The following is a 23767-nucleotide window of genomic DNA, read 5'->3' on the forward strand; positions in this document are numbered from 1 at the left end:
AAAAGTGAAGAATGTATATGCAGGAATTGATATTGGCGGAACAACGGTGAAGATGGCTTTAATCGACGAAGAAGGAACCATTTTTGACAAGTGGGAGATTCCTACGGACAAGCGGGAATCGGGTAAACATATTCTCCGGGATATTGCAGCTTCATTGCATCAGGCAACGGGTCGTTTACATAACGTGCATCATATCCTTGGAGCAGGGGTTGGCGCCCCTGGTTACATTGATGTGGAGAATGGTGTGATTGTCGAAGCAGTCAATCTCGGATGGAAAAATGTTGCAGTCTCAGCAGAGTTGGGCGAAGCACTGGGTGTGCCTGTATTTGCCGATAATGATGCTAATCTCGCTGCTGCAGGTGAAAAATGGAAAGGTGCAGGTGGTGATGCGGATAACCTTCTGGCCGTCACACTCGGAACAGGTGTCGGTGGTGGCATTATTGCAGGGGGAGAAATCCTGCACGGTTATGCAGGTCTCGCAGGGGAAATCGGGCATATTACTGTACTGAAAGAGGGTGGTGCGCCATGCAATTGTGGCAAACAGGGCTGTTTAGAAACGGTCTCTTCAGCAACCGGTATTGCACGAATGGCGAAAGAGGCTTTAAATCAATTTGATGGAGAATCAGAACTAAAAAACATACAAACTGCAAATGGCACCATCGAAGCAAAAGATGTGTTTGCCGAAGCAGCTAAAGGCGATGAACTTGCCTCATCTATCGTACGTGAATCGATGGATCACCTCGGATTCACATTAGCAAATCTTTGCAATTCCTTGAATCCACAGGTTGTAGTCATCGGCGGAGGAGTATCAAAAGCGGGAGAACAATTACTGGAAGCTATGCGTGGCTCATTTACCCGTTTTTCCATTCCGAAAATCGCTCAGGAGACGGAAATAAAAATTGCCACCCTCGGTAATGACGCGGGTGTGATTGGAGCAGCCTGGCTTGCAAAGCAGAAACTGATCACCCCTGAAGCATCCAGGTGATTGTATGAACCTGATGGCTTGTCAAAAGGTCTCCAATGCCCGGGTACACGGAATTGATTTTACTGTTAGAGAAGGCGAAATAATAACCTTAATTGGCCCCTCCGGTTCAGGTAAATCAAGCTTATTGTTTTTGTTTAATCGTCTGATGGATCCTGATGAGGGTGAAGTGTACTGGTACGGTAAACCTTTATCGACTTACCCGGTTGAAGAAGTCAGGCAGAAAATAGGAATGGTTTTTCAATCGTCATCTCTGTTTGACGGTTCAGTGGAAGAGAATTTAAAGTTTGGCCCATCTCTCAGAGGAGAATGGGATCAAAAACTCGGGATTTCGTTATTGAACCAGGTTGATTTACCGGAATCCTATCTTGGTAAAAATGCTGATCAGCTGTCAGGTGGAGAACAGCAGAGAGTAGCATTTGCCCGAACCTTGGCAAATAAACCTGAAGTATTGCTGCTTGACGAAGTAACAAGCGCTTTGGACGTGAAAAGTGTGGAAATCGTTGAAGAGTTAATCAGGAGCCTGATGCAGGATCATGTGAAAGCTGTTCTGATGGTTACGCATGATATTAAACAGGCAAAGCGTTTAGGGGACTGGACGATTTATATGGAAGAAGGCCGAATCATTGAACAAGGGAAGACTAAGTCGATGTTATCAAATCCTTCAACGTACGAATTAAGTAAGTTTATGGATTTATAATTAACGGATTTCATAAAGAAAGGAAATGAGTGTATTGGCACCTGAAATATCAAATGTAGCCATGTCATTTTTAATTGTCTTTGTATTAATTCCGGTGTCACTCTCCTATTTTTATGCATTGGGAATGGAAAAGTCGATTCTCTGGTCTTCGTTAAGAGGATTTATTCAATTAATTGTGATCGGTTACGTACTTACTTTTCTCTTTTCGCTTGAGGCATTTACAGGTATCTCCATTATGTTGACCGTGATGATCACAGTGGCCAGCTTTCATGCAAGTCAAAAAGGAACAGGTATTCCGAATATCCGCGCGATTGTTTTCCTTGTGATTTCACTTGTATCAGTGCTGGTCATTCTGATGTGGCTGACCTTTCAAATGATTGACTTTAAACCCGATCAGGTCATCCCGATGAGTGGAATGGTCATCGGCAACAGTATGGTCGCGATTGGTTTGGCTCTTGAACGCATGAAAAGTGAATTTAAAGAGGGGTCCGGACGGATCCTGGCTGCATTATCACTTGGAGCTACCCCGAAAAAAGCTTCAAGAATTCTTGTGAAACGAGTTGTAAAAGCTTCGATGATTCCCAACGTAGACGGGTTAAAAACCATCGGCCTTGTGCAACTTCCAGGGATGATGACCGGATTAATTCTCGGAGGAGTTGCCCCGATTGATGCAATACGTTATCAGATCGTGATTTCATTAAGCATTTTTGCGTCTGTTTCACTCAGTGCTATGATCGTAACAATGATCAGCTACAGATATTTCTTTAATAAAGACAGTCAACTGGTAACGATGACCGAGGGTGAACAATTGGAAGGAGGAGGGTAAGATGAAGTCTAATAAAATTGTCCTATTGCTTCCTCTTGCTTCGATGATTCTGCTTTTCGTTTTTGGTTATTTCAGTTTGGCAAATGATGAGACCATCACCCACCTTGAACTTCAGGACTATGTGAACACTGATACGACAGTGAATGATAATCAAATTCAGTTGACCTGGCGATGGGAACAGCTTCCTGATGGCTCGCTTTTTGGAAATGACTACATTGAAATTCATTTTGAAGATACCACTCAGGTCGATTATGCAAAAGTGACGCTTTTCTCTCGCAATGAAGAGATTTACTCTGTGAGAGAATGGATAGAGACCGGTGAGGATCGAATCGCGATACCATTCCCAACCAGTATGGAAGATCAAAATGTATTTGGACCAAATGGCAGTGTGACGGTAACCTTTGATGAATCATCAGAAATTGAATCAGTTGATTATGTTCATACCTGGATGGATGTGGAGGTGCCAAAAACAGACGGGCCCTCTCTGGAGGAACGTTTTGAAGAAGCAGGGATGATTAACTACTGGAGAAAGCGTGTTGACAAATGAGAGGGATGTCCTACCAACGAGGTGTTATTTTTGTAGGGAATCGCTATTTGGCAGGTGCAGAAGATTGGGGAAAGACTTCCACATCGTGGGCTGAACCGTTAACCGTAAAAGCGATGATGAAGGTATCGCTTAAGGTATATAAAGCGATGCCGGTGTGGTATCACCTCTTGTCTGTATCCGCTCTCTTTGCCAGTATGATTCCATGGATGGCAGGCTGGTATCAACCGGGTGAATGGATCGGTTTTCCTGTTTATTTGTGGGGGTATTTCTTTTTGGGGACCCATTTCTGGTTTCCAGAAGAGATGAAACGGTATCACGGTGCAGAACACAAGGTATTTTCCAGTGATGAACTGATCTCGGTAAGGAATATTAAAATAATTAATGACGCGGAGATTACCAACAGATACTGCTCCACAAACGTAATTGTACTGTACTTCATTCAGTTGCCAATTATCCTGATGGCAATACTCTTATTAACTTCAGCGCCTTTTTTTCATCAACTGGAGTGGTCAACCTATCTTAATTTGCTTCTGTTGCCATTTTCTCTAAAGTGGCTGAATCGAAGTGTTCGCGGCCGAAGACTGCGCAATGGAATCCTGACACTTTCATATGCGGCTCAGCGACACGTAACGACGCTTGAACCAAATGAAAAACACCTTAAAACAGCTGTCAAAGCCTATCGACGTGTTTTACTGAAGGAGTCTCCGGGAAGACTGAAACAAGAGCGACCATTTGGCAAACCTAAGAAGAGAAACAAAAAGGAGGAATCCAAGATGGCAATTGCAGATATAACGATTGTGCCGTTAGGGTCAGGTTCGACCAGTGTGTCAGAAGTTGTGGCAAGCGTTCATCAATTATTGAAAGACACTGAACTGCCAATCCAATATGAGTTGACACCGATGAGTACGATCATCGAAGGAAAACCTGAAGATTTATATGATATCATTCGTCAGGTCCACGAAGTACCATTTAAACATGGGCACCAGCGGATTGCACTGAATATCCGTATCGATGACCGTCGGGATAAGGAATCAGGCATGGCGCTGAAATTGAAAGCTGTTAATGAGCGATTGAATGAGTAATAATGAAAAAAGCTGACCAGGTCCCCAAACCTGGTCAGCTTTTTTTCGGTGATAAATTAAACGGTCCCGCCACCGCCGGTAAAAATAATGGAGAAAAGTGTCATCACTGAAAACCAGCCGAAAACAGCTACTGAAACGGCCGCAAATCCGACACCGAAGAAATTTTTACGCTTGAGTTCAACATAGCCACCAATTACTGAAAATATGGCAACGAGTAATGTGAGAATCCCCAAAAACATAACCAGTACCTCCTTAATCAATCGTGTTATTGACATCATGTTAATCGTATTTAATGATGATTATCTTTTATTTTACTTTTTTTTTATTTGTTTGTCGAGGGACAGCTTTTTCTTGTATGATAGGATAGAATGATACCGAATGACTTGGAGGAATTAAGATGAAATGGACAAAAATATCGCTAGGCCCTCTGCAGACAAATGGTTATTTGCTTGAACATGAGGGGGAAGCAGTTATGATTGATCCCGGAGGTGAAGAGGATCGCGTAAATGCCCTTTTACAAGAACGCAGCTTAAAGCTTAAAGCCATCTGGCTTACCCATGCACATTTTGATCATATTGGCGCAGTCCAGCCATTGCGGGAGAAATGGGATTGTCCAGTTTATTTACATGAGGAAGAGAAAGACTGGCTCGTCAATCCGACTCTGAATGGTTCTGGATTATTTGCAGGTATAGAGAAAATTGCAGCAGAACCAGCAGAAGAGCTGATAAAAGCTGAAGGCATATTAGGTGATGGCGGTTTCGCCTGTGAAGTGTATCATACACCAGGCCATTCACCTGGCAGTGTGTCTTTTTATTTCAATGAAGAAAATGTTATATTTTCCGGAGACGTATTGTTTATGGCAGGTGTTGGAAGAACAGATTTACCAGGAGGAGATCAGGAGACGTTAATGAGGACGATTCAAATGCGCATGCTGACACTCCCTGCAAATACTTCTGTGGCCAATGGGCACGGGCCTTTAACAACAATCGGTGATGAAAAAAGATCAAATCCTTTTTTGATGGATTTGAACTGATGAGAAACGCTTTGAATTGAGATAAAAAAAGGGGCTTTCTATGGGGGAACATAGAAAGCCGTTTGGGGAGTTAATCAAGTACCAATGAACTTTGAAGGGGAGGGGGAACTCCCGAAAATCATTGTCCTACTGATAATTCTATTATAATCAGAGGTTAACATCATGTCAACAGTGTTAACTTATTTTTTGGAGGAAACGATGAAACAATTTTTGAATGCATTAGAGAGAAAAGCGGGACATCAAGGTCCCTGGACATTTTATGAATTCATGAATACAGCACTCTATGATGAGGAAATGGGTTATTATACGAACGAACGGACCAAACTGGGTAAAGAAGGAGATTTCTATACCAGTAATCACGTTCATCCGGTATTTTCCCATGCTCATGGGCGTTTTTTTGCAGATATTTTCGATGCATCAGATTTAAATCGAAGAATCATTGAAATTGGCTCAGGTGATGGCCGATTTGCCCTCGAAGTACTGACTTATCTCGAAAAACATCATGAGGACCTGTTCAATGATATATCTTATTGTGTTATTGAAGCGAGTGCAGTTCACAGGGATATCATCAAGGAAAAACTCACAAAATACGACGAACATGTAGAGATCTTTGCCTCTTTGAAGGACTATCAGGAAAATCATCGTATGAATGGTATCATTTACTCAAACGAGCTGTTTGATGCGATGCCTGTTCACGTCGTGGAAAAATCAAAAGAGGGATGGAATGAAGTTCTGATTCAATTTAATGGCGAAGAATTCAACGAAATCTCATCTCCTTGTCAGAACCCGGCACTTCTCGAATGGTTATCATCGTTTGGGCCTGAGTTAGAACCTGGTTTCAGAACAGAGCTCAACCCGGACATGAAGGGTTGGCTCGAAAAGGCGCTAGAAAATACGGATAAGGCAGTATTGATGACTGTTGACTATGGTTATCGTAATGATGAATTGAATCATCCACAAAGACGTGATGGTTCTTTACGTGGCTACAGAGCACACGAATTGATACACAATCCGTTGGAGACACCTGGACGTATGGATATCACAAGTCACATACAATGGGATGCATACGATGCAATTACAAAAGCTTATGGCTGTTCGACTGTGGAGCACTTGCGTCAGGATCAATTTCTTTTAAAAGCGGGGATTTTTCGCTTTTTACAGGAACCAAAAGAGATGGATCCTTTCTCGGATACTTTCAAACTGAACCGTGCAATTCAATCTCTGGTGACGCCGGATGGTATCAGCGGGGCATTTCAAGTAGATATTAAATCGAAGGGTACTGATTTTCATCGCGAGTTGGGGATTTTTACGGAAGATCCTTACCGAATGACATAACCGGATAACTTCCAAAATAAAACAGCGCAGTCAGTTGACTGCGCTGTTTTTCATCAAGCACTCCAATTCGTGATGATTCAAAGTCTCTTTGGCTAAACCATGAAAAAAGTTGAATAATAGGTGAATCCGATAAAGAAAATAGTTAAGTATGCACCAAAAATATAGACATACATTCGTTCCGAAAGTTTCAAATAGCTTAGACCGATAAAGATTGCAGTTTGAGCAAAGAAAAGAATTGCCGGCCCATTCATATCCCCAACCATGAACAATACGGCGAAAATGCCTGTCCAGAATGCAAGAACCCGGTACATTCGCTCCATGTGGCTTACCTCCCTTTTTCCGTGACCCATTCATCGCCCCAATGATCTGATGAATGACAGCAGATTGTTAACTATAGTTATTATAAAGTAAATGTGTCCAATTTGTAAAGAAAACAAAACGCAGCCCTGCATAATTAACAGAACTGCAAAATGGGTGTATCGTGATTAATTAATTGGAAACAACTGCCGTAGTATACGTACAGGCAATCTCATGGTCTTTAAACATATTTGTTTCTTCATCAAGTTGAATATCTTTAAAGAAGTAAGAAAAGATTCCATTGATTAATGCATGGTGCATAGAACAAATCCCCCTGTTATACTGGGCAATCTCTTTGAATGTGCAGTTGAAAATCCGGAAGGTGACTTCATTTGTCTCATTATTATAATGGATTTCCGGGTTTAATCCCTGATTCAGTGCGACTCGCTCAATGAATTTTATTTTTTCCTGAGGATGCATGACGTCAGGATCTTCATTCATTGATGTCACAAATTCTTTTGCAGATTCGTAGCCGAATTTTTCTCCGGTTTTGACAAGTGCTTTATGTCCTTCAGGTCCAAGTTCACTTAAGGATTGAATGGCTATTTCTGATAGTCTCTGAAAATCCCGGAATGGAAATTGAATGCTGATCACTTCGTCAGAGAGACGATAGAACCTGCTTGGACGTCCTCCTTTTCCAGTTTTCTTCGTATCTGAAACGAGCATGTTGACATCTTCAAGCTTTGTCAGGTGAAGACGGGCCACATTTGCATGAATCTTGAATGTGTCGGCGATTTCCTGTACAGTTACATCGCGGTGTTGTCTGCCGACATATTGATAAATGGAAAAGCGTGTTGGGTCTGCAAGAACGCCTGTGATCTTAAGTGTTTGTTGTTCCATTTTGTTCACTCCTTTTCATATAGGTCTATCTTTTTTCATTATATAACATAAATAAATGCATTATCACCCTATTTACGTGGTAAAACTGATAATGTCATAAAACGTTAACATTTGCTGTATTTCAAAATCCCAAGTTTAATTTTTGAAGAAAGAAGGTAATTACAGTATATATAACGAATGATATTACTTATAAACAGTTTTTACTACTTTAAGGAGGCAATAAGTTATGAGTAAAATGGACACGAAAGATTTTATGTTAGGGGCATTGATTGGTGGAGCAATTGGAGCGGCTGCAGCAGTTCTGATGGCACCGAAATCAGGGAAAGAATTACGAACGGATATTACGGAATACGCTGGTGAGGCAAAAGAAAAAACAACTGAATTGACAGAAGCGGCAAAAGAAAAAAGTACAGAGTATTATGATGCAGCAAAAGAAAAAAGCACAGAGTATTATGACGCTGCACGAGAAAAATCTGAGGAACTGACTTCCGCTGCGAAACATCAGTGGGACAGAGTCGCAGATAAAGCAACAGGTGTCAGTGAAAAAGCAAACCAGATGGGTGAAGAGCTAGCAAGTGATGTAAAAGAAATTATGGAAACTGAAAAAACTGAAGGAAAAAAATTGGCACAACAGGTTGTCAAGGAAATAGAAGAAACAAAAGAACGCTTAAAAGAAGATGTTGATAAATTGAAAGATAATAAATAAACAGAAATTGTGCCGAGGGTTAATCATTCCTCGGCACTTTTTTGTCTCGATAAATCATGTGTCAAATTTGTGAACGGGAACATTTATACCCCCTTTTTAAATGGTTATGAGCTATAATCATAATTGTACCAATATTAAGTAAGGTGGTGGTATATGCATGGATGTAATTAACCAGGTTCGGCTGACTTTGGAAAAAGCAGTCCGGCTGGGGGCATCAGATATTCATCTGATTCCTGGCCAGGTAAGAGGTGTATTGAAATACCGGATTGATGGTGAGTTGGGAGAAGCTGAGGATATTCCTCTGATACTGCTTCAGAAAATGATCGCTCACTTTAAATTTATCTCTGGTATGGATCCTGGTGAAAGACGAAAACCTCAAAGCCGAAGCATCGAGAAACCAGTTTTAAAAGAACTGATCAGTATCCGCATTTCGACATTTCCATCGTGCGCGAGTGAGACGATGGTAATGCGTATCTTCCGACTCACCCGCGCTCTTCACCTCGATGATCTGGCGCTGTTTCCTGACCAGGGAAAGCGACTGACATCCCTTCTCTTTAAATCCCAAGGATTAATACTATTTTGCGGTCCCACCGGGACTGGTAAAACCACAACGCTATACTCCCTTTTAGAGCATCAGCTCAGTAAGCAATCATTAAATGTGATGACATTGGAAGATCCTGTTGAACGACGCTATTCGGGCATTCTTCAAACTGAAATCAATGAAAGAGCCGGACTCTCTTATGCAGCGGGACTGAAAAGCATTCTTCGCCATGATCCTGATGTAATTATGCTAGGTGAAATCCGCGATGATGAAACGGCAGCCTCAGCAGTCAGGGCTGCATTAACCGGTCATCTTGTTTTTTCCACGCTCCATAGTTCTTCAAGCACAGGAGCACTGATGCGGCTGCATGAATTAGGTGTTCCTTACAGCGATCTGCAAGAATCGGTAGCAGCGATTGTCAGTCAATCATTGGTTCATTTGACTTGTCCGCTTTGCGGTCAAGTCTGTTCTGAAAATTGTGAGCACGACAATTTCAGAAGAAGAGCTGCTGTGTTTGAATTTCTTGAATGTGATGAATTGACAGCAAGTATTACACATATGAAACAAGGAAAAAGTTTTTCGCATTTACCCAGGCAACAGATGGATAATCTCATGATAAAGGGATCTGCACTTGGCTATATTAAGAACGATACTCCTCAGATTATCAATAAACAGAGGTGGTGGCATTGACCAGCGTATTCAAAATGTCGAAAGAACATCAGGCAGAGTGTCTCAGGCAGTGGTTTGAACTGCTTGAGGAAGGGTACAATCTTCAGGAAATGCTGATGATTTACCGCCAATTTTCGGGTGAAGAGGAGGCGGCATGGATACTCGATATGGAGGAAGGTTTGAATGAAGGGGAGTGGATTTCGGGATATCTGGAGAATGCAGGATTTCAATCAGAAGTGATCAGTATCGTATTGTTCGCTGAAAAATATGGCGAACTGTCAGAGGGATTAAAACGGGCAACGGATTTACTGGACAGTCAAATCAAAATCACCTCAGAATTTAAAAAAGTATTTCACTACCCTTTGTTTTTGTCTATTGGATTTATCGTGATTACTTCCGTACTTGTTCAAGGAATCTTCCCGAGATTTGACGAATTTTTCAGGTCGATGGGTTCGGAATTACCACGGATTTCGACGATAACTTTCCAGTTTTTTCGTTACTTACCTCTTTTTATAGGGATCTTCATCATCGCTGTTATAACGATTATTATAATTCTATATTATAAAGTTACGCCAATACGAAGGTTACATATATTGGTGAAGATTCCTCTGATTAATGGGTATGTACAATCTTATGTAACTTATCAACTGATTGCGAAGTTGAAGCCGCTTTTAACAAACGGATTTTCCTTAAAAGATTCATTGAACGTGATCGGTTCAGAAGATCGAATCGTTTATCATCAAGTTGAAAGTAATCGGATACGGGAATGTCTTCTTGAGGGAAGTGACCTGTCCGATGCTCTCGGGAACAGCAGTCTGTATTTACCCCAGTTTGTCCATATCGTGAAAATGGGTGAATCTAAGGGAAATATTGCCCATGAAATGGATCGTTTCAGCCGGATTGTTTTTCGTCGTATACAAAAGAAGTTTTCGGGATTTTTGGTGTGGTTTCAACCAGTGTTTTTTCTGTTGCTGGGATCATTGATGGTGATGTTGTTTGCTTCACTACTCTTACCTGTTTTTTCAGTGTTGGATCAGTGGTAACTATTTTATTTGAGGAGAGATGACATGAGAATGTTAAAAAATGACAAGGGGTTCACTCTGATCGAAATGATGATTGTGCTAGTTGTGATTTCAATTTTGCTGCTCGCGTTAATACCGAACATGACGAAGAATCAGTCAATCGCATCCGATAAAGGGTGTGAAGCTACAGTGGAACTGGTTCAGGCGCAGGTGATGGCTTATAAAATTGATGACGGGAATTATCCGCAGGATTTAAAAGTTCTTAACACAGAAGGGTATTCTGATGAAATAGTTTGTCAAGGCAACGCTGTGATTGAATATGACCCAACTACTGGTGAAGTCAGTTTAGAGTCAAATGACTAAGATAAAGCATCACCTTCTGAGTTCAGAAGGTGGATTCACACTACTGGAAATGATGGTTGTGCTGCTCGTAATGACAGCAATCTGCATGATGTTGACACCATTATTCAGTCATTCTCTGGCTCAAAGAAATGTGTCTCAGTTTGTGCAGGAAGTAGAAGCGGATTTGATGTATTATCAGCTCTATGCCATGGTTCACCGATCGACTGTCAGAATTAATTTAACAACACAGCCTGTCGGGTACCGGGTTTCTGTGACAGGAGAAGAAATCGGCAGAAGACATGCGCCTTCTGAAATCAGCTTAATCTTCGGAAGGACGCCTAATTTTTCGGGTATTCAGTTTACTTCACAAGGCAGGCTGCGGCAACACGTGGAAATCGAAATAGAACGAGGTGATTCAAATCAATACTATGTAGTGGCTTTTCAGATCATTCGCGGGAGGTTTCATATTTATGAGTATGGGTGATCAAGGATTTGTTCTTTATGAAGGGATGCTCTCACTCGTCATTATCGGCATCCTGACTTCGATGATTTTGCCGGCTGTAATTGAAATTCAACAGTTTCGCATTGCTGTAAGTGATGAGAGACAAGCGATCCGGCTGCTGTCTTATGAAATAGGAATGTCCGAAGCAGACTCAGATTTGCCAGATTATTATCGAAAATTTGAATTATTGAATAGTAATGGAACGGCATTTACATGCTTAACGTGGCCAGGGGCAAAGGAGTTGGATCATGAATGGTGTCTGGAAACACTTCAACAATGATCAGGGTGGCTTTACTCTGATCGAAGTAATGACAGCTCTTGTTCTGGTGACGCTTATCCTTACAGCCTTCACTCACAGTTATGCTGTATGGCGTCAGCTGGATACAACAGTCAATCAACCGTCAGAACAGGAATTGCTATTGTTTCAATTACAATTGATGCGGTTGTTTGAAATGGAAACAGATTACGCTGTATCGGGGAGATCGTCCTTTGATACCTGGTCTGATGAGCATGAAGATACCATCTCCTATTCTCAGTATCGTGACGTAATTCGAAGACGGGTCAATCAGCTTGGGCATGAGGTTTTAATGCAACGAATTACGCATTTCAGAGTATTTGAACACCCGGAAGGTCTTGAATTGCATTTGTTGTTGGACGGGAAACAGAAAAAGTGGGTGATGTACCATCCCGGTAATTTCCTCGAAAGGACGGAGGTGACTGATGCGGATGGTGATCAGGAATGAGAGAGGATTTACATTATATCTGACGTTTAGTATGATCTTACTCTTAACGGGTATGCTTCTGCATGTCGCGAGTCAATATGAACAAGAATCAAAATGGCTGGAACTTGAACGAGCGGAAGCGATTATGCATCAGGCAAAAACAGAATCGCTTCGTGATTTCCTTAGAAATCACCCCGTGGATGACCCTGCTGTTTTAAGCATTGAATATTCTGTGGGAGGTGCATCGGTTTTAATCACATTGGAACCGATTGATCACTTGACGTCTGAAATGATGCTGACCATCAGTTTTGAAGATATGCATCGTCTTGAAGGATTCATTCTCAATCATGAAAATCAAAAACTCAATCGATTCAGATAAACGGCAGGATAATGAGATATTCACTTGCGATTCAAAATCCATTGGTGCTAAAATGAAGAGTATAAACAGCACGAATTGAATAGTCGCGAATGATAGCAAGGGGAGAGAATGGCAGAATATGTATGTCATCGCCGAAGGAGCAAATGGGAAACCGTGAATCTCTCAGGCAAAAAGACTTTTGCTTGACGCAACTCTGGAGAGTCTTTGTTAATTGACTTGCAAAGACACCGATGGGGACATTTATTCCGGAGTGCCGGATTAAAGAAACTCTCAGGTAACAAAGACAGGGATATGACCTTTTACAAGGCATATTCCTGTCTTTTTTTGTGTGATGTTGGCTGTTTATAATATATGGGGGTGATGATACATGGCGAAACAGACGCCTTTGTTTCCAGTTTATGAGGCATCAGGAGCGAAAACAGTTAATTTTGGAGGCTGGCAGTTACCAGTTCAGTTTTCAGGAATTAAGCATGAACATGAAACAGTCAGGACGAAAGCAGGCATATTCGATGTCTCGCATATGGGTGAAATCGAAGTGAAGGGCAAGGGGACTCTTTCTTTTTTACAGTATATGATGTCAAATGATGTTTCAAAAGTGAAAGAGGGTCGTTGCCAATATACTGCACTTTGCCAGGAAGACGGAGGTACGATCGATGATCTGGTATGGTATAAACGATCAGACGAGAGTGCATTGCTTGTTGTGAATGCATCTAATGAGACAAAAGATTTTGACTGGCTTTTAAAACACAGTCATGGATTTGATGTTCAAGTGGAGAACAGATCCTCTGACTATGCGCAACTTGCAGTACAAGGACCTTTAGCAGAATCAGTGGTTCAAAGATTAACAGATGAGAGTCTTGTTGATATCCGTTTTTTCTCATTTCGTGAAGGTGTGACGATTTCCGGACATCCGGTACTGATATCGAGAACCGGATACACCGGAGAAGACGGATTTGAAATTTACTGTGATCCTGAAAGTGCAGCTGAACTATGGGAAGCAATACTTCAGGAAGGGAAACAGGAAGGGCTTTTGCCTTGCGGACTCGGAGCAAGAGACACATTGCGATTTGAAGCAAACCTCGCCTTATATGGACAAGAATTGTCAGAAGAGATCACCCCCGTGGAAGCAGGGATCGGTTTTGCGGTAAAACCGGATATTGAATCAGATTTCATTGGGAAAGATGTGTTGAAAATACAAAAAGAAGAAGGTTCTGATCTTGTATCTGTCGGTATTGAGATGCTTGAAAAAGGGATCCCAAGAACAGGATATGAGGTATTAAATCACTCGCAGGTGATTGGACACATAACTTCAGGTACCCAATCTCCTACATTGGGGAAAAACATGGGGCTGGCACTTGTATCAAAGAACTTCAGTAAACCTGGAACCGAGATTGATGTGCAAGTGCGAAAGAAGCAGTTGAAGGCAATGGTGATTGAAACACCTTTTTACAAAAGAAACTAAGGGGGCATTACTATGGACCATTTGCGTTATATTCCAATGACGGAAGAAGACAAAGGTGAAATGTTTAAAACGATCGGGATAAGTCATCTTGAGGAATTGTTTATGGACATACCTGAAGAGGTCAGAATGACAGGTGACATGTCATTGCCACCTGCTCTTGATGAAACAAGTTTGATGAAGGAACTGAACCGTCTGGCGGGTTTAAACCGGAACATCAAAGAATACCCATCGTTTCTTGGTGCAGGTGTTTACGAACATTATATTCCATCCGTGGTGAATCACATGCTGCTTCGATCGGAATTCTATACGGCCTATACTCCTTATCAGCCGGAGATATCTCAAGGTGAATTGCAGGGAATTTTTGAATTTCAGACAATGATTGCTGAACTGACAGGAATGGAGCTTGCCAATTCTTCGATGTATGATGGCCCAACTGCGTTTGCGGAAGCGGCAATGATGAGCGCGGGCCATACAAAGAAGAAAAAAATTCTCGTTTCAGAAACGGTGCATCCGGAATCGATACAGGTACTGAAAACGAGTGCAAAAGGGCAAAATCTTGATGTTTTAGTAGTGCCTGAGAAAGAAGGCCATACAGATATCGATCAGTTGAAAGCTCTGTATGGTAGTGATGTGGCAAGTGTTCTTGTTCAATCCCCTAATTTTTTCGGGCAGATTGAAGATCTTGGTGCCATTGAGAGTATCGCTCACCAGGAGAAAAGTTTGTTCATCGTTTCCACGAACCCGCTGAGTCTGGGACTTATCAAACCGCCGGGCGCATTTGGTGCTGACGTTGTTATTGGCGATGCGCAGCCATTTGGAATTCCCGCGCAATTTGGCGGGCCGCATTGTGGATTTTTCGCTGTAACTCGTAAATTGATGCGAAAAGTTCCCGGGAGACTTGTTGGCCAGACAGAGGATCTCGATGGAAGGCGTGGCTTTGTCTTGACACTTCAAGCCAGGGAGCAGCATATCCGACGTGACAAAGCAACAAGTAATATTTGTTCGAATCAGGCTTTGAATGCACTGGCAGCTTCGATAACGATGAGTGCACTTGGAAAAAAAGGGATTCGAGAGATGGCTGAACAAAATATCCAAAAAGCCAGATACGCAAAGCGTGCTTTGGAAGCGAAAGGTTTGTCGATTTGTTATACAGGTCCATTTTTTAATGAGTTCGTTGTAAAGACACCTGTTCATGCCGAAGAAGCCTGTGAGCGATTGTTAAAAGAAGGAATCATTGGCGGTTTACCCCTCAATCGTTTTTTCACTGAAAGAACTCACGAAATGCTCGTAGCTGTAACAGAAATCCGTTCAAAAGAAGAAATTGACCTTTTTGCAGAAGTGATGGGAGGAATTCATAATGCGAACTGAGAATCAAGCGTTGATTTTTGAAATGTCCAGACCGGGAAGGATTGCATACAGTTTACCCGAGCTCGATGTGGATTCCGTGAATGTGAAGGATGAAATCCCTGAAGATTGGATGCGCGATGAAGAACCGGAGCTGCCTGAGGTTTCCGAGTTGCAGTTAATCAGGCATTACACAGCATTATCACGGCGTAACCACGGCGTGGATAACGGGTTTTACCCTTTAGGATCATGCACAATGAAATACAATCCAAAGATCAATGAAGATGCTGCTCGTCTTCCGGGTTTTGCACATATCCACCCATACCAGCCTGAGGGGTCTGTACAGGGAGCGTTGGAACTGATGCACACTCTGCAGAAAACACTGTCAGAGATCACTGGGATGGACCAAGTGACATTGCAACCTGCGGCAGGGGCTCATGGTGAATGGACAGGATTGATGCTCATCAGGGCTTTCCATGAAGCGAATGGCGACTACAACCGAACGAAAGTAATCGTTCCGGATTCTGCGCATGGAACAAACCCTGCCTCAGCAGTGGTTGCCGGCTTTGAATCTATTACTGTGAAGTCGAATGAACGGGGAATGGTCGACCTTGACCACTTGAAAGAATTAGCCGGCGAAAATACTGCTGCATTGATGTTAACGAATCCAAATACTCTGGGGCTTTTTGAGGAAGACATTGTGGAGATGGCTGAAATAATTCATTCTGCAGGAGGGAAATTATATTATGACGGCGCGAATTCCAATGCCATTCTCGGAATTGCAAGACCGGGAGATATGGGCTTTGATGTTGTTCATTTGAATCTTCACAAAACGTTTACAACGCCTCACGGTGGGGGAGGACCCGGTTCCGGACCGGTGGGAGTTAAAAAAGATCTGGTGCCTTATTTGCCAGCACCTCAAGTTGTGAAAAAAGAGGATGGTTTTGAATTCAATTATGACATTCCTGAATCCATAGGCAGGGTCAAACCTTATTATGGCAATTTTGGAATTAATGTGAGAGCGTACACCTACATTCGTACGATGGGGGCTTTTGGTCTTAGAAAAGTCAGTGAATATGCGGTTTTGAACGCTAATTACATGTTCAGAAGACTCGAGCCATATTTCGATGCACCATACACAAAACATTGTAAGCATGAATTTGTGTTGTCTGGTAAACGTCAAAAACAGTTGGGTGTCAGAACATTGGATATAGCAAAACGATTGCTTGATTTCGGCTATCACCCACCAACGATTTATTTTCCAATTAATGTCGAGGAATGTTTGATGATCGAGCCAACTGAAACTGAATCCAAAGAAACTTTAGATGAATTCTGTGACGCAATGATTCAAATTGCGAAAGAAGCGGAAGAAGATCCGGAAATGGTTCAGGAAGCACCGCATCATACGGTCATTAACCGTCTTGATGAAACGAAAGCTGCTCGACAACCGATCTTGAAGTACGAGGTTGAAAAAGAGCACAGTAAAATCTGAGTAATTAAAAGAACCGGCTTCCTTTTAGGAAACCGGTTCTTCATGTTTATGATTTTCAGGCCTGGCTATTTTTTAACTTTGCCTGTCCATTTTTTGAATCCGCCTTTTAGTGTATACATATCTTGCACGTTGCGTTTTTTTCGCATAATTTTTGCAGCCTGGTTCGTGCGCGAACCGGTATTGCAATACATATAAACCGGCTGATCAGGACGAATTTCTGTGATTCGCTGTTTCAACTGGGATAAGGGGACATTTCTCGCACCTAAAATATGACCACCGTCAAATTCCTTCTCTTCACGCACATCGATAAGTTGTGCTTTACGATAATTTTTTTTGAATTCTTCTTCTGTGACCGGTGTTAAATACTTTGGTCTCTTGGATCGTATGATAATCCAGCCGACAAGCAATATCGTCACTACCACTAAAATAATAAAATCCATGCTCGACACTCCCTTACTTTCGATTCATTTATTCCCCTTATAAATCATAACGGTTCACAGTTAAAATCGCAATCGTCGTTTTAAAATCTTTCCATTGTCCCGATGGACAAGAGTTTCAGAAATGGAATCAAAAAGCAATATCCGAAAATCTTGCCAATTTCAATCAGCCTCTTGAATGCTTTATATTTCATGGATTATTGCACTTTTTCTCGGAATATCATAGTTGACAAAACAATGACATATTGTTCTATGGATCTATATATAGGTAAAAATAAAAATAAATAATACTACATATTGATTATTTTGAATTTAATGTGCTATAGTGTAACAAGATCACCGATTCGATATCGAAGTAAAGGAGAGAGGCCAGTGACCACATTTATGTCAGAGAGGGAAATTGATATTGCTCAGTTGAATCGTGATATCGAACAGTTTCCTCAGGTGTTTCCTGTTACCAAGGACATGAACCGTCGGCAAAGCGGGGTTTCAAGATTAGTGATGCTTGACCGCTATACTTTCAAGGATACAGAGAAGAAGACTTTAAGGGAAGGGGATTTTGTCGTATTGACAGTAAAACCGGACCCAAAATTTCCTGCTCGCGGGTACGGATTCGTTGTATCTATTGATTGGACCAGCGCAACAGCAGACATTGCAGTGGAGGAAGAGTTTACAGGTGTGCTTGATGATCCTGAGGAAAAGCGGACAGGAATTGTTAATCGTTCTTTAGATACGATCGATAAACCTCTTGAAATCTACTATGAGCAAATTGCGTTGCGTAATGCAAGAGGGCTTTCAGAAGTTGAAGTTGATCCTCAGAAACGGGAACAAGTATTCAATGACTTTTATCATGAGTTGGCAAATTTAAATTTCGTCCCTGCTGGTCGGGTCTTGTATGGTGCCGGATCAAAAACGGATGTGACCTATTTTAACTGCTATGTGATGCCATATATTGCTGATTCACGGGAAGGCATTTCCGAACACCGCAAACAAGTCATGGAAATTATGAGTCGCGGAGGCGGTGTCGGAACAAACGGTTCAACACTGAGACCGAGAAATACGTTGGCTCGTGGTGTGAATGGGAAATCTTCAGGGTCAGTGTCGTGGCTCGACGATATTGCCAAACTGACGCACCTGGTAGAGCAAGGTGGATCACGCCGCGGTGCTCAGATGATTATGCTTGCTGATTGGCATCCGGATATTCTGGAATTCATCATTTCCAAAATGCAGAATCCAAGGATACTCAGGTACCTTTCAGAACAGATCGAGGATCACCAGATCAAGCGTTTGATTCAGGAAAAGCTTAAATTTATTCCATTGTCTGAAGTGGATGAATCCATGTATCAAAGTATTGTGAATTATAAAACCATTGAAGGACAGGGTGGTTTTGATCCAAAAGTCATCCGGCAAGCAGAAGAGACGTTGCGAGCTGGCGGGAAATATGATGTGAATAACTCTGAATTTTTGACTGGAGCAAACATCTCTGTATGTATAACAAAAGAGTTCATGGAAGCTGTAGAGAATGATGAAGACTATGAACTTCGTTTCCCCGATGTGGAGAATTATAATCAAGAAGAAATGGAAGCGTACAACCGTGAATGGCATGAATATGGTGATGTGAGAGAATGGAAACAATTAGGGTTTGGTATTCGGACATACCGGAAAATCAAGGCGCGGGAGCTCTGGGATCTGATTAATATTTGTGCCACGTATTCCGCAGAGCCGGGTATCTTTTTTATCGATAATGCGAATGAGATGACTAATGCAAGTGCTTATGGACAGAAAGTTGTTGCTACAAATCCTTGTGGAGAGCAGCCGCTTGCACCTTATTCTGTTTGTAATCTTGCAGCGGTGAACCTGGCAGAAATGGCTGATCTCTCTTCGAAAACAGTCGATTTTGAAAAGCTGAAGAAGACTGTTGCAACGGGCGTTCGTATGCAGGATAATGTCATCGATGCCACGCCTTACTTCCTGGAAGAAAATACAACTCAGGCAAAAGGTGAGCGTCGGGTCGGCCTCGGTGTGATGGGTCTTCATGATCTGCTTATCCAAACCGAAACGACGTATGGTTCTGATGAAGGAAATGAGCTGGTTGATCAGATTTTCGAAACAATTGCTACATCAGCTTATCGGGAATCGATCCAAATTGCTAAGGAAAAAGGAAGTTTCCCATATCTGACTGGAGCAAACGATGCCGAAACCGATTATTTGAGAGAACGGTTTACGCAAACGGGCTACATGAAGAAAATGCCTGAAGATATTCTCGAGGGTGTTAAAGCTTATGGGATTCGAAACTCACATCTGCTTACTGTGGCACCAACCGGCTCAACCGGCACCATGGTTGGGGTTTCCACCGGCCTTGAACCTTATTTCTCTTTTTCCTATTTCAGAAGTGGTCGTTTAGGGAAATTTATAGAAGTCAAAGCTCAAATACTTCAGGATTACCTGGAGCGTCATCCGGATACGGATCCTGACAATTTACCGGAATGGTTTATCTCCAGCATGGAATTAACCCCTGAAGCACACGCGGATGTTCAATGTGTCATTCAGAAATGGGTGGACAGTTCCCTGAGTAAAACCGTTAACGCACCGAAGGGATATACCGTCGATCAGGTGAAGCGAGTTTATGAAAGACTTTATAATGGCGGTGCAAAGGGAGGAACGGTCTATGTCGATGGCAGCCGTGATTCTCAGGTTCTTACACTGAAAGCAGAAGAGAATGATGAATATGCAGTTGATCTCACCGGGGGAGAAACCGATCAGGAAGAGAAGAAGAAATCGGTTATGCTCGTAGAGACAATTGCAGACCTTCGTTCTACAAGTGTTACGTATGGCAGTGAAGTTGGTAATACGTGTCCTGTCTGCCGTCAAGGGACCATTGAAGACCTTGGTGGATGCAACACTTGTACGAATTGCAATGCACAACTGAAATGTGGATTATAATCGATCATCAAAGACTGCCGACTTTCCGGCAGTCTTTTTTTATGATTTTCAGGAAATCTGAATTGAGGACTGAAGAATCGTGTGATTACCTCTTTTTCAAAACATCAAATAGACGCCTGGCCAGATAAGCCTTAAGATGTAGAAAAAATGCTGCTTCAGGGTATGCCTTATTTCATGAAAATAGGCTATGATTAGGGTAAGAGTCAGGAATTGAAAAAGGGGGGATCAAATTGTTTACCATAGGAAAAAGGTCGGCCGGGATCATCATCATAGTCATCGGATTATTATTTGCAGTTCATCAATGGACATCGATTGAATCATTACAATTGTTTCAATATTTATGGATTGCAGCTATTGGTTTGATTCTGTTTGAAAGCTGGTCAATCTATCAGAAAAGCATGGCAGAAGATGAAAAACCATCATTCCACAAACCGTCTGTTGCTCTTTTAGTAGTGATTACGATTGGCAGTTTATTATTCAGTCAAATTGTCACTAACAATATTGCCGTTGGCATACCGTTTATGAATTCGCTGAAAACCTCTGCTGAATGGACAGAAGAGATCGCTGTAACGGATGACATGAATGCATTTCATCTGGATATCCCAAATGCCAAAGTGGCGTTTGGTATTCAGGAGGGAGATTCTATCGTAATCGAAGGTGTTATCAGAGGGAATCAGACAACGAGTGATGAAGTAATAGAGGCTTATAAAGAGCAATTGACAATTTCAGAAGTGGCTGATGTACTTGAGTATACAATAGAACATGAGTCGATGATCTCCTTCTTCGGTTCTTCCAATCAGCTTGAACTCGAGGCGACAATCTTATTGCCTGAATACCTCAAAGTAGATGCGAGAGTCATCAATGGGGAATTGGAGTCTGGTGGACTTGTTCAAGAGATTTATCTTCAAACAACAAATGGGAATATTGCTGTTGGTGGTCATCAAAGTTCTGTTGAAACTCACAGTACAAATGGACGACTTGATTTAGTTGATATTGAAGGCGAATTGGATGCACGGACGACAAACGGAAATATCCATATCATAAATCCAGAAAAATCAGGCGAAGCGAAAACAACGAATGGTTCTATTTCAGTGGATTGGTCTAACATACAAGGGGACTGGGATTTGACGGGAACAAACGGCAAAATCAATCTCCATATTCCTGATCATGCAGATGCAACCATTGAAGGAAGGACAACCAACGGTTCGGTTTCAGGTCCGCTTGAATGGACCAGGGAATATGAGGAGAGCAGCGCCCGTCAAGACAGGCAGGGAAGTGCAGAACTCGGTGAAGGGACGCATCGTATTCATGCTCGAACGGTTAACGGCAGCATACAGGTAGACTTGAATTGAAAAGACAAAATACAAACACTGTCTGGACATCTGCTGCTTACCGGTAGTTTGTCCAGCTTTTTTATAGTATAATAAAATCCAGCTGTCAGATTGTTTGGAGGTTATTTGAATGCCAACACCGAGTATGGAAGATTATTTGGAACGAATATACATATTAATCGAAGAAAAAGGTTATGCAAGGGTTTCGGATATTGCGGAGGCATTGCAAGTGCATCCTTCTTCCGTGACGAAAATGGTTCAAAAATTAGATTTAAAAGAATATCTTGTCTATGAAAAATATCGTGGCCTCGTCTTGACTGCGAAAGGAAAGAAAATCGGGAAACGCCTGGTTTATCGTCATGAACTTTTGGAATCCTTTATGAAAATCATTGGTGTGAATGAAGAAGGTATTTATGAAGATGTCGAGGGGATTGAGCATCATCTCAGTTGGGATGCAATTGACCGGATCGGGGACCTTGTTCAATATTTTGAAGAAATGCCCGAGCGCGTGGATGATTTGAGAGACATACAACGAAAAAATGATCAGGAGAATGATCCATCCAATTCATAAGTAAGAGCACTGGAATCTTCGTTCCGGTGCTCTTCTTTCATATCAGATAATTAAAAAACGTGGGATTCAAATCCTTCACGGCCGTAAAACCCAAGAGCAACAGCAAGAAATGGAACAATAAAGGTAATCCATAAACCGGTAATCAGTCCAAGACCCAAAGAGAGGAATGGCGAATCAAATAATTGCAAGGAATAAAGTAAATAACCGAGAAAAATACCGAAAAAACCCATAGTCAAACAAAAAATTTTATTTTTAAATGAACTGCTCGATAAAGACATTCGAATTTTAAGAGCTTCAAAACCGATACCGACTCCAGCACCAAGCATGACACCGGGTAAATAAACAATTGGCGTTTCGGGAAAAATGAAAAAAAGTGCTGCTATCGGTAAAGTGATGGCAAACATCAGTAGATATGTCTCAGGCATCGCGCCCATAAAGTCTTGACTTCTGAAATACGCATAGCTGATGAAGCCCCCGATAAATAATCCGCCAATAATTGAGAACAAAGGAATATCATAAACGAGTAAGTACACAGAACTGAGCAAAATGACCGGCAGGATACTGATGATAACGAAACTTTTCCTTAAAAGGAGTGGGATGACGAAGCCTGTAAGTGTCATCACAGCCTGCAGGTGCGGGTGAGTGACTGGAATCAAACCATCCTCTGTGTAAAGGTATGGAACATTCAGCAAGATGATGTATCCGATGGTGAGAGATAATACCGTCAGGTAGAGAATGTTAAAGCCTAAACGTTTGTGTTTTGTCCAAATCACAGTGCTGACGATCACCAGCAGGGTGAGGAAAAGATATTCAGATATGGTTTCGACATTTGTAAAGGGCTGGGAACCTAACCACATGATATCCACTCCTCAGATTGCTGTAAATCAAAAGAACAAAGCAAGCGAAAGAAAAAACCAGGCTTTAGAAAAGTGCCCGGCTTTTTTTCTTGTTCTTTTTCCCTTCGATGACGGTCAATTTGACATTCGAAGATTTGCGCGATGTTGGTCGGTTTGAAGATCGTTTTTGCTCTTGTTTTTTCTTTGAAAAGGATGTTGTGTTTTTTGGATTTGACGTCGGTTTTTTAACTGTTTGCTGGGGGGCGTGAACCTGCTTGGATTGCTTCACAGCTTTTTGATAAGCACTTCCATTTTGTGCACCCATCATTCGTGGCATAATTACATTTCTGAACAACAGTATCAGTAGTGTTGCAATACCGATTGTGATCAGGATCGAAGTGAAGAATGCTCCGGGTGACGTAATAAGCTGAACACCTATTCCCAACAGTGCCAGGGCCATTACTACCATAATGACAGGATTTTTGAGTAATCGGCTCATCGAGTTACACCTCCCAGAAAAAGTAAAAATATCAGATGGACTATCATCTGTTAACTAGTTGTCAGATTTGATGCAACAATGGAAATATCAACGAAGTTGTCTATAACTCTATTCTACATCATTATCACTTATGAAGCTACGGAACAATCTGATAATTTACTATTCCCATTATAAATGATTTCTACACCTGCAAATCAGCCTCTAACTGGACTGCTTCATGTTCACTGATGGTTTACTATGATAAAATAAAAATGTATTTTAAATCTA

Annotated in this window: 27 protein-coding genes and 1 riboswitch; of the genes, 21 read left to right on the plus strand and 6 right to left on the minus strand. The window is 41.8% G+C overall.

The window, feature by feature from the left end; all coding sequences use genetic code 11:
* Positions 1-4 precede the first annotated feature (4 nt).
* From BBEV_RS06350 to BBEV_RS17150, 5 genes are read left to right on the plus strand one after another with little or no spacing between them, the layout of a single operon-like run.
* Positions 5-985 carry an ROK family glucokinase gene (locus BBEV_RS06350; protein WP_232318270.1) on the plus strand — a complete coding sequence of 327 codons (981 nt, stop codon included), beginning with the start codon at positions 5-7 and terminating at the stop codon, positions 983-985.
* Positions 986-998: 13 nt separating this feature from the next.
* Positions 999-1682, plus strand: a complete 684-nt coding sequence (locus BBEV_RS06355) for an ABC transporter ATP-binding protein (protein WP_232318271.1) — start codon at positions 999-1001, stop codon at positions 1680-1682.
* Positions 1683-1707: 25 nt separating this feature from the next.
* Positions 1708-2508, plus strand: a complete 801-nt coding sequence (locus tag BBEV_RS06360) for an ABC transporter permease (RefSeq protein ID WP_324609548.1) — start codon at positions 1708-1710, stop codon at positions 2506-2508.
* 1 nt (position 2509) lies between these two features.
* On the plus strand, positions 2510-3055 hold the full coding sequence (locus BBEV_RS06365) for a hypothetical protein (RefSeq protein ID WP_069364702.1): 546 nt from the start codon (positions 2510-2512) through the stop codon (positions 3053-3055).
* 5 nt (positions 3056-3060) lie between these two features.
* On the plus strand, positions 3061-4137 hold the full coding sequence (locus BBEV_RS17150; RefSeq protein WP_198155074.1) for an MTH1187 family thiamine-binding protein: 1077 nt from the start codon (positions 3061-3063) through the stop codon (positions 4135-4137).
* A 56-nt stretch (positions 4138-4193) separates the two neighbouring features.
* Here BBEV_RS17150 and BBEV_RS06375 read toward each other — a convergent pair whose 3' ends face one another.
* On the minus strand, positions 4194-4415 hold the full coding sequence (locus BBEV_RS06375; RefSeq protein ID WP_407690242.1) for a DUF2759 domain-containing protein: 222 nt from the start codon (positions 4413-4415) through the stop codon (positions 4194-4196).
* Between the two features lie 119 nt (positions 4416-4534).
* Here BBEV_RS06375 and BBEV_RS06380 point away from each other — a divergent pair, with 119 nt between their 5' ends.
* Complete coding sequence (locus BBEV_RS06380) at positions 4535-5170, plus strand: MBL fold metallo-hydrolase (RefSeq protein ID WP_069364704.1); 636 nt, start codon at positions 4535-4537, stop codon at positions 5168-5170.
* A 162-nt stretch (positions 5171-5332) separates the two neighbouring features.
* Positions 5333-6505 (plus strand): class I SAM-dependent methyltransferase, encoded by a 1173-nt coding sequence (locus BBEV_RS06385; protein ID WP_069364705.1) that lies wholly within the window; start codon positions 5333-5335, stop codon positions 6503-6505.
* Between the two features lie 92 nt (positions 6506-6597).
* Here the strand turns inward: BBEV_RS06385 and BBEV_RS06390 are convergent, their stop codons facing one another.
* Together BBEV_RS06390 and BBEV_RS06395 are read right to left on the minus strand one after the other, a co-directional pair.
* Positions 6598-6825: a DUF2626 domain-containing protein gene (locus tag BBEV_RS06390; RefSeq protein ID WP_069364706.1), complete on the minus strand. Its 228-nt coding sequence runs from the start codon at positions 6823-6825 to the stop codon at positions 6598-6600.
* A 169-nt stretch (positions 6826-6994) separates the two neighbouring features.
* Positions 6995-7702 carry a helix-turn-helix transcriptional regulator gene (locus tag BBEV_RS06395; RefSeq protein WP_069364707.1) on the minus strand — a complete coding sequence of 236 codons (708 nt, stop codon included), beginning with the start codon at positions 7700-7702 and terminating at the stop codon, positions 6995-6997.
* 226 nt (positions 7703-7928) lie between these two features.
* Here BBEV_RS06395 and BBEV_RS06400 point away from each other — a divergent pair, with 226 nt between their 5' ends.
* The 11 genes from BBEV_RS06400 (at position 7929) to gcvPB (ending at position 16883) form a co-directional block, all read left to right on the plus strand.
* On the plus strand, positions 7929-8408 hold the full coding sequence (locus tag BBEV_RS06400; protein WP_069364708.1) for a YtxH domain-containing protein: 480 nt from the start codon (positions 7929-7931) through the stop codon (positions 8406-8408).
* 157 nt (positions 8409-8565) lie between these two features.
* A complete protein-coding gene (gene comGA / locus BBEV_RS06405) occupies positions 8566-9639 on the plus strand; it encodes a competence type IV pilus ATPase ComGA (protein ID WP_069364709.1) in 1074 nt (357 codons plus the stop codon).
* Between the two features lie 14 nt (positions 9640-9653).
* A complete protein-coding gene (gene comGB / locus BBEV_RS06410) occupies positions 9654-10661 on the plus strand; it encodes a competence type IV pilus assembly protein ComGB (protein ID WP_157100931.1) in 1008 nt (335 codons plus the stop codon).
* 24 nt (positions 10662-10685) lie between these two features.
* Positions 10686-11003 carry a competence type IV pilus major pilin ComGC gene (gene comGC / locus BBEV_RS06415; protein WP_069364711.1) on the plus strand — a complete coding sequence of 106 codons (318 nt, stop codon included), beginning with the start codon at positions 10686-10688 and terminating at the stop codon, positions 11001-11003.
* Positions 10996-11466: a competence type IV pilus minor pilin ComGD gene (gene comGD / locus BBEV_RS06420; protein WP_157100932.1), complete on the plus strand. Its 471-nt coding sequence runs from the start codon at positions 10996-10998 to the stop codon at positions 11464-11466. Before comGC ends, comGD begins: the two co-directional genes overlap by 8 nt.
* Positions 11453-11764, plus strand: a complete 312-nt coding sequence (locus BBEV_RS06425) for a type II secretion system protein (RefSeq protein ID WP_069364713.1) — start codon at positions 11453-11455, stop codon at positions 11762-11764. The genes comGD and BBEV_RS06425 overlap by 14 nt, the downstream gene beginning before the upstream one ends.
* Complete coding sequence (locus tag BBEV_RS06430; RefSeq protein ID WP_069364714.1) at positions 11733-12227, plus strand: competence type IV pilus minor pilin ComGF; 495 nt, start codon at positions 11733-11735, stop codon at positions 12225-12227. Before BBEV_RS06425 ends, BBEV_RS06430 begins: the two co-directional genes overlap by 32 nt.
* A 31-nt stretch (positions 12228-12258) precedes the next feature.
* A complete protein-coding gene (locus BBEV_RS06435; RefSeq protein ID WP_198155075.1) occupies positions 12259-12585 on the plus strand; it encodes a hypothetical protein in 327 nt (108 codons plus the stop codon).
* A gap of 89 nt (positions 12586-12674) precedes the next feature.
* A riboswitch (glycine riboswitch) is annotated at positions 12675-12773 on the plus strand.
* Positions 12774-12952: 179 nt separating this feature from the next.
* Positions 12953-14047, plus strand: coding sequence for a glycine cleavage system aminomethyltransferase GcvT (gene gcvT / locus BBEV_RS06440; protein WP_069364716.1), 1095 nt, complete (start codon positions 12953-12955; stop codon positions 14045-14047).
* Positions 14048-14059: 12 nt separating this feature from the next.
* Positions 14060-15415, plus strand: coding sequence for an aminomethyl-transferring glycine dehydrogenase subunit GcvPA (gene gcvPA, locus BBEV_RS06445; protein WP_069364717.1), 1356 nt, complete (start codon positions 14060-14062; stop codon positions 15413-15415).
* The gene (gene gcvPB, locus BBEV_RS06450; protein ID WP_069364718.1) at positions 15405-16883 is read left to right on the plus strand and encodes an aminomethyl-transferring glycine dehydrogenase subunit GcvPB; all 1479 of its coding nucleotides are present in this window, start codon (positions 15405-15407) and stop codon (positions 16881-16883) included. Before gcvPA ends, gcvPB begins: the two co-directional genes overlap by 11 nt.
* A 65-nt stretch (positions 16884-16948) precedes the next feature.
* Here gcvPB and BBEV_RS06455 read toward each other — a convergent pair whose 3' ends face one another.
* Positions 16949-17323, minus strand: a complete 375-nt coding sequence (locus BBEV_RS06455) for a rhodanese-like domain-containing protein (protein WP_069364719.1) — start codon at positions 17321-17323, stop codon at positions 16949-16951.
* A 381-nt stretch (positions 17324-17704) separates the two neighbouring features.
* On the opposite strand from BBEV_RS06455, the gene BBEV_RS06460 reads away from it, so the two are divergent.
* The 3 genes from BBEV_RS06460 to mntR all read left to right on the plus strand — a co-directional run bounded on the left by BBEV_RS06460 (position 17705) and on the right by mntR (position 22165).
* Positions 17705-20263: a vitamin B12-dependent ribonucleotide reductase gene (locus BBEV_RS06460; RefSeq protein ID WP_407690249.1), complete on the plus strand. Its 2559-nt coding sequence runs from the start codon at positions 17705-17707 to the stop codon at positions 20261-20263.
* 230 nt (positions 20264-20493) lie between these two features.
* Complete coding sequence (locus BBEV_RS06465; protein WP_069364721.1) at positions 20494-21615, plus strand: DUF4097 family beta strand repeat-containing protein; 1122 nt, start codon at positions 20494-20496, stop codon at positions 21613-21615.
* Between the two features lie 109 nt (positions 21616-21724).
* Complete coding sequence (mntR, locus tag BBEV_RS06470; protein ID WP_069364722.1) at positions 21725-22165, plus strand: transcriptional regulator MntR; 441 nt, start codon at positions 21725-21727, stop codon at positions 22163-22165.
* Positions 22166-22215: 50 nt separating this feature from the next.
* On the opposite strand, the gene BBEV_RS06475 is transcribed toward mntR, so the two are convergent.
* Both BBEV_RS06475 and BBEV_RS06480 read right to left on the minus strand, forming a co-directional pair.
* Positions 22216-23022 carry a hypothetical protein gene (locus tag BBEV_RS06475; RefSeq protein ID WP_069364723.1) on the minus strand — a complete coding sequence of 269 codons (807 nt, stop codon included), beginning with the start codon at positions 23020-23022 and terminating at the stop codon, positions 22216-22218.
* 64 nt (positions 23023-23086) lie between these two features.
* Entirely contained in the window at positions 23087-23500 is a 414-nt protein-coding gene (locus tag BBEV_RS06480) for an SA1362 family protein (protein WP_069364724.1), read from the minus strand.
* Positions 23501-23767: the final 267 nt, after the last annotated feature.

It is taken from the genome of Salisediminibacterium beveridgei (assembly GCF_001721685.1).
Classification (GTDB): domain Bacteria; phylum Bacillota; class Bacilli; order Bacillales; family Salisediminibacteriaceae; genus Salisediminibacterium; species Salisediminibacterium beveridgei.

Excerpts from the sequence above, each read along its gene's own strand:
- BBEV_RS06380 (WP_069364704.1), top strand. The coding sequence starts at position 4,535 with ATGAAATGGACAAAAATATCGCTAGGCCCTCTGCAGACAAATGGTTAT.
- comGC (WP_069364711.1), top strand. The coding sequence starts at position 10,686 with ATGAGAATGTTAAAAAATGACAAGGGGTTCACTCTGATCGAAATGATG.
- BBEV_RS06435 (WP_198155075.1), top strand. The coding sequence starts at position 12,259 with ATGATCTTACTCTTAACGGGTATGCTTCTGCATGTCGCGAGTCAATAT.
- comGB (WP_157100931.1), top strand. The coding sequence starts at position 9,654 with ATGTCGAAAGAACATCAGGCAGAGTGTCTCAGGCAGTGGTTTGAACTG.
- BBEV_RS06360 (WP_324609548.1), top strand. The coding sequence starts at position 1,708 with ATGAGTGTATTGGCACCTGAAATATCAAATGTAGCCATGTCATTTTTA.
- gcvT (WP_069364716.1), top strand. The coding sequence starts at position 12,953 with ATGGCGAAACAGACGCCTTTGTTTCCAGTTTATGAGGCATCAGGAGCG.
- BBEV_RS06425 (WP_069364713.1), top strand. The coding sequence starts at position 11,453 with ATGAGTATGGGTGATCAAGGATTTGTTCTTTATGAAGGGATGCTCTCA.
- gcvPB (WP_069364718.1), top strand. The coding sequence starts at position 15,405 with ATGCGAACTGAGAATCAAGCGTTGATTTTTGAAATGTCCAGACCGGGA.
- BBEV_RS06365 (WP_069364702.1), top strand. The coding sequence starts at position 2,510 with ATGAAGTCTAATAAAATTGTCCTATTGCTTCCTCTTGCTTCGATGATT.
- BBEV_RS06400 (WP_069364708.1), top strand. The coding sequence starts at position 7,929 with ATGAGTAAAATGGACACGAAAGATTTTATGTTAGGGGCATTGATTGGT.
- BBEV_RS06395 (WP_069364707.1), bottom strand. The coding sequence starts at position 7,702 with ATGGAACAACAAACACTTAAGATCACAGGCGTTCTTGCAGACCCAACA.
- comGA (WP_069364709.1), top strand. The coding sequence starts at position 8,566 with ATGGATGTAATTAACCAGGTTCGGCTGACTTTGGAAAAAGCAGTCCGG.
- BBEV_RS06455 (WP_069364719.1), bottom strand. The coding sequence starts at position 17,323 with ATGGATTTTATTATTTTAGTGGTAGTGACGATATTGCTTGTCGGCTGG.
- BBEV_RS06475 (WP_069364723.1), bottom strand. The coding sequence starts at position 23,022 with ATGTGGTTAGGTTCCCAGCCCTTTACAAATGTCGAAACCATATCTGAA.
- BBEV_RS06390 (WP_069364706.1), bottom strand. The coding sequence starts at position 6,825 with ATGGAGCGAATGTACCGGGTTCTTGCATTCTGGACAGGCATTTTCGCC.
- BBEV_RS17150 (WP_198155074.1), top strand. The coding sequence starts at position 3,061 with ATGTCCTACCAACGAGGTGTTATTTTTGTAGGGAATCGCTATTTGGCA.
- mntR (WP_069364722.1), top strand. The coding sequence starts at position 21,725 with ATGCCAACACCGAGTATGGAAGATTATTTGGAACGAATATACATATTA.
- BBEV_RS06355 (WP_232318271.1), top strand. The coding sequence starts at position 999 with ATGGCTTGTCAAAAGGTCTCCAATGCCCGGGTACACGGAATTGATTTT.
- gcvPA (WP_069364717.1), top strand. The coding sequence starts at position 14,060 with ATGGACCATTTGCGTTATATTCCAATGACGGAAGAAGACAAAGGTGAA.
- comGD (WP_157100932.1), top strand. The coding sequence starts at position 10,996 with ATGACTAAGATAAAGCATCACCTTCTGAGTTCAGAAGGTGGATTCACA.
- BBEV_RS06375 (WP_407690242.1), bottom strand. The coding sequence starts at position 4,415 with ATGATGTCAATAACACGATTGATTAAGGAGGTACTGGTTATGTTTTTG.
- BBEV_RS06385 (WP_069364705.1), top strand. The coding sequence starts at position 5,333 with ATGTCAACAGTGTTAACTTATTTTTTGGAGGAAACGATGAAACAATTT.
- BBEV_RS06460 (WP_407690249.1), top strand. The coding sequence starts at position 17,705 with ATGTCAGAGAGGGAAATTGATATTGCTCAGTTGAATCGTGATATCGAA.
- BBEV_RS06480 (WP_069364724.1), bottom strand. The coding sequence starts at position 23,500 with ATGAGCCGATTACTCAAAAATCCTGTCATTATGGTAGTAATGGCCCTG.
- BBEV_RS06430 (WP_069364714.1), top strand. The coding sequence starts at position 11,733 with ATGAATGGTGTCTGGAAACACTTCAACAATGATCAGGGTGGCTTTACT.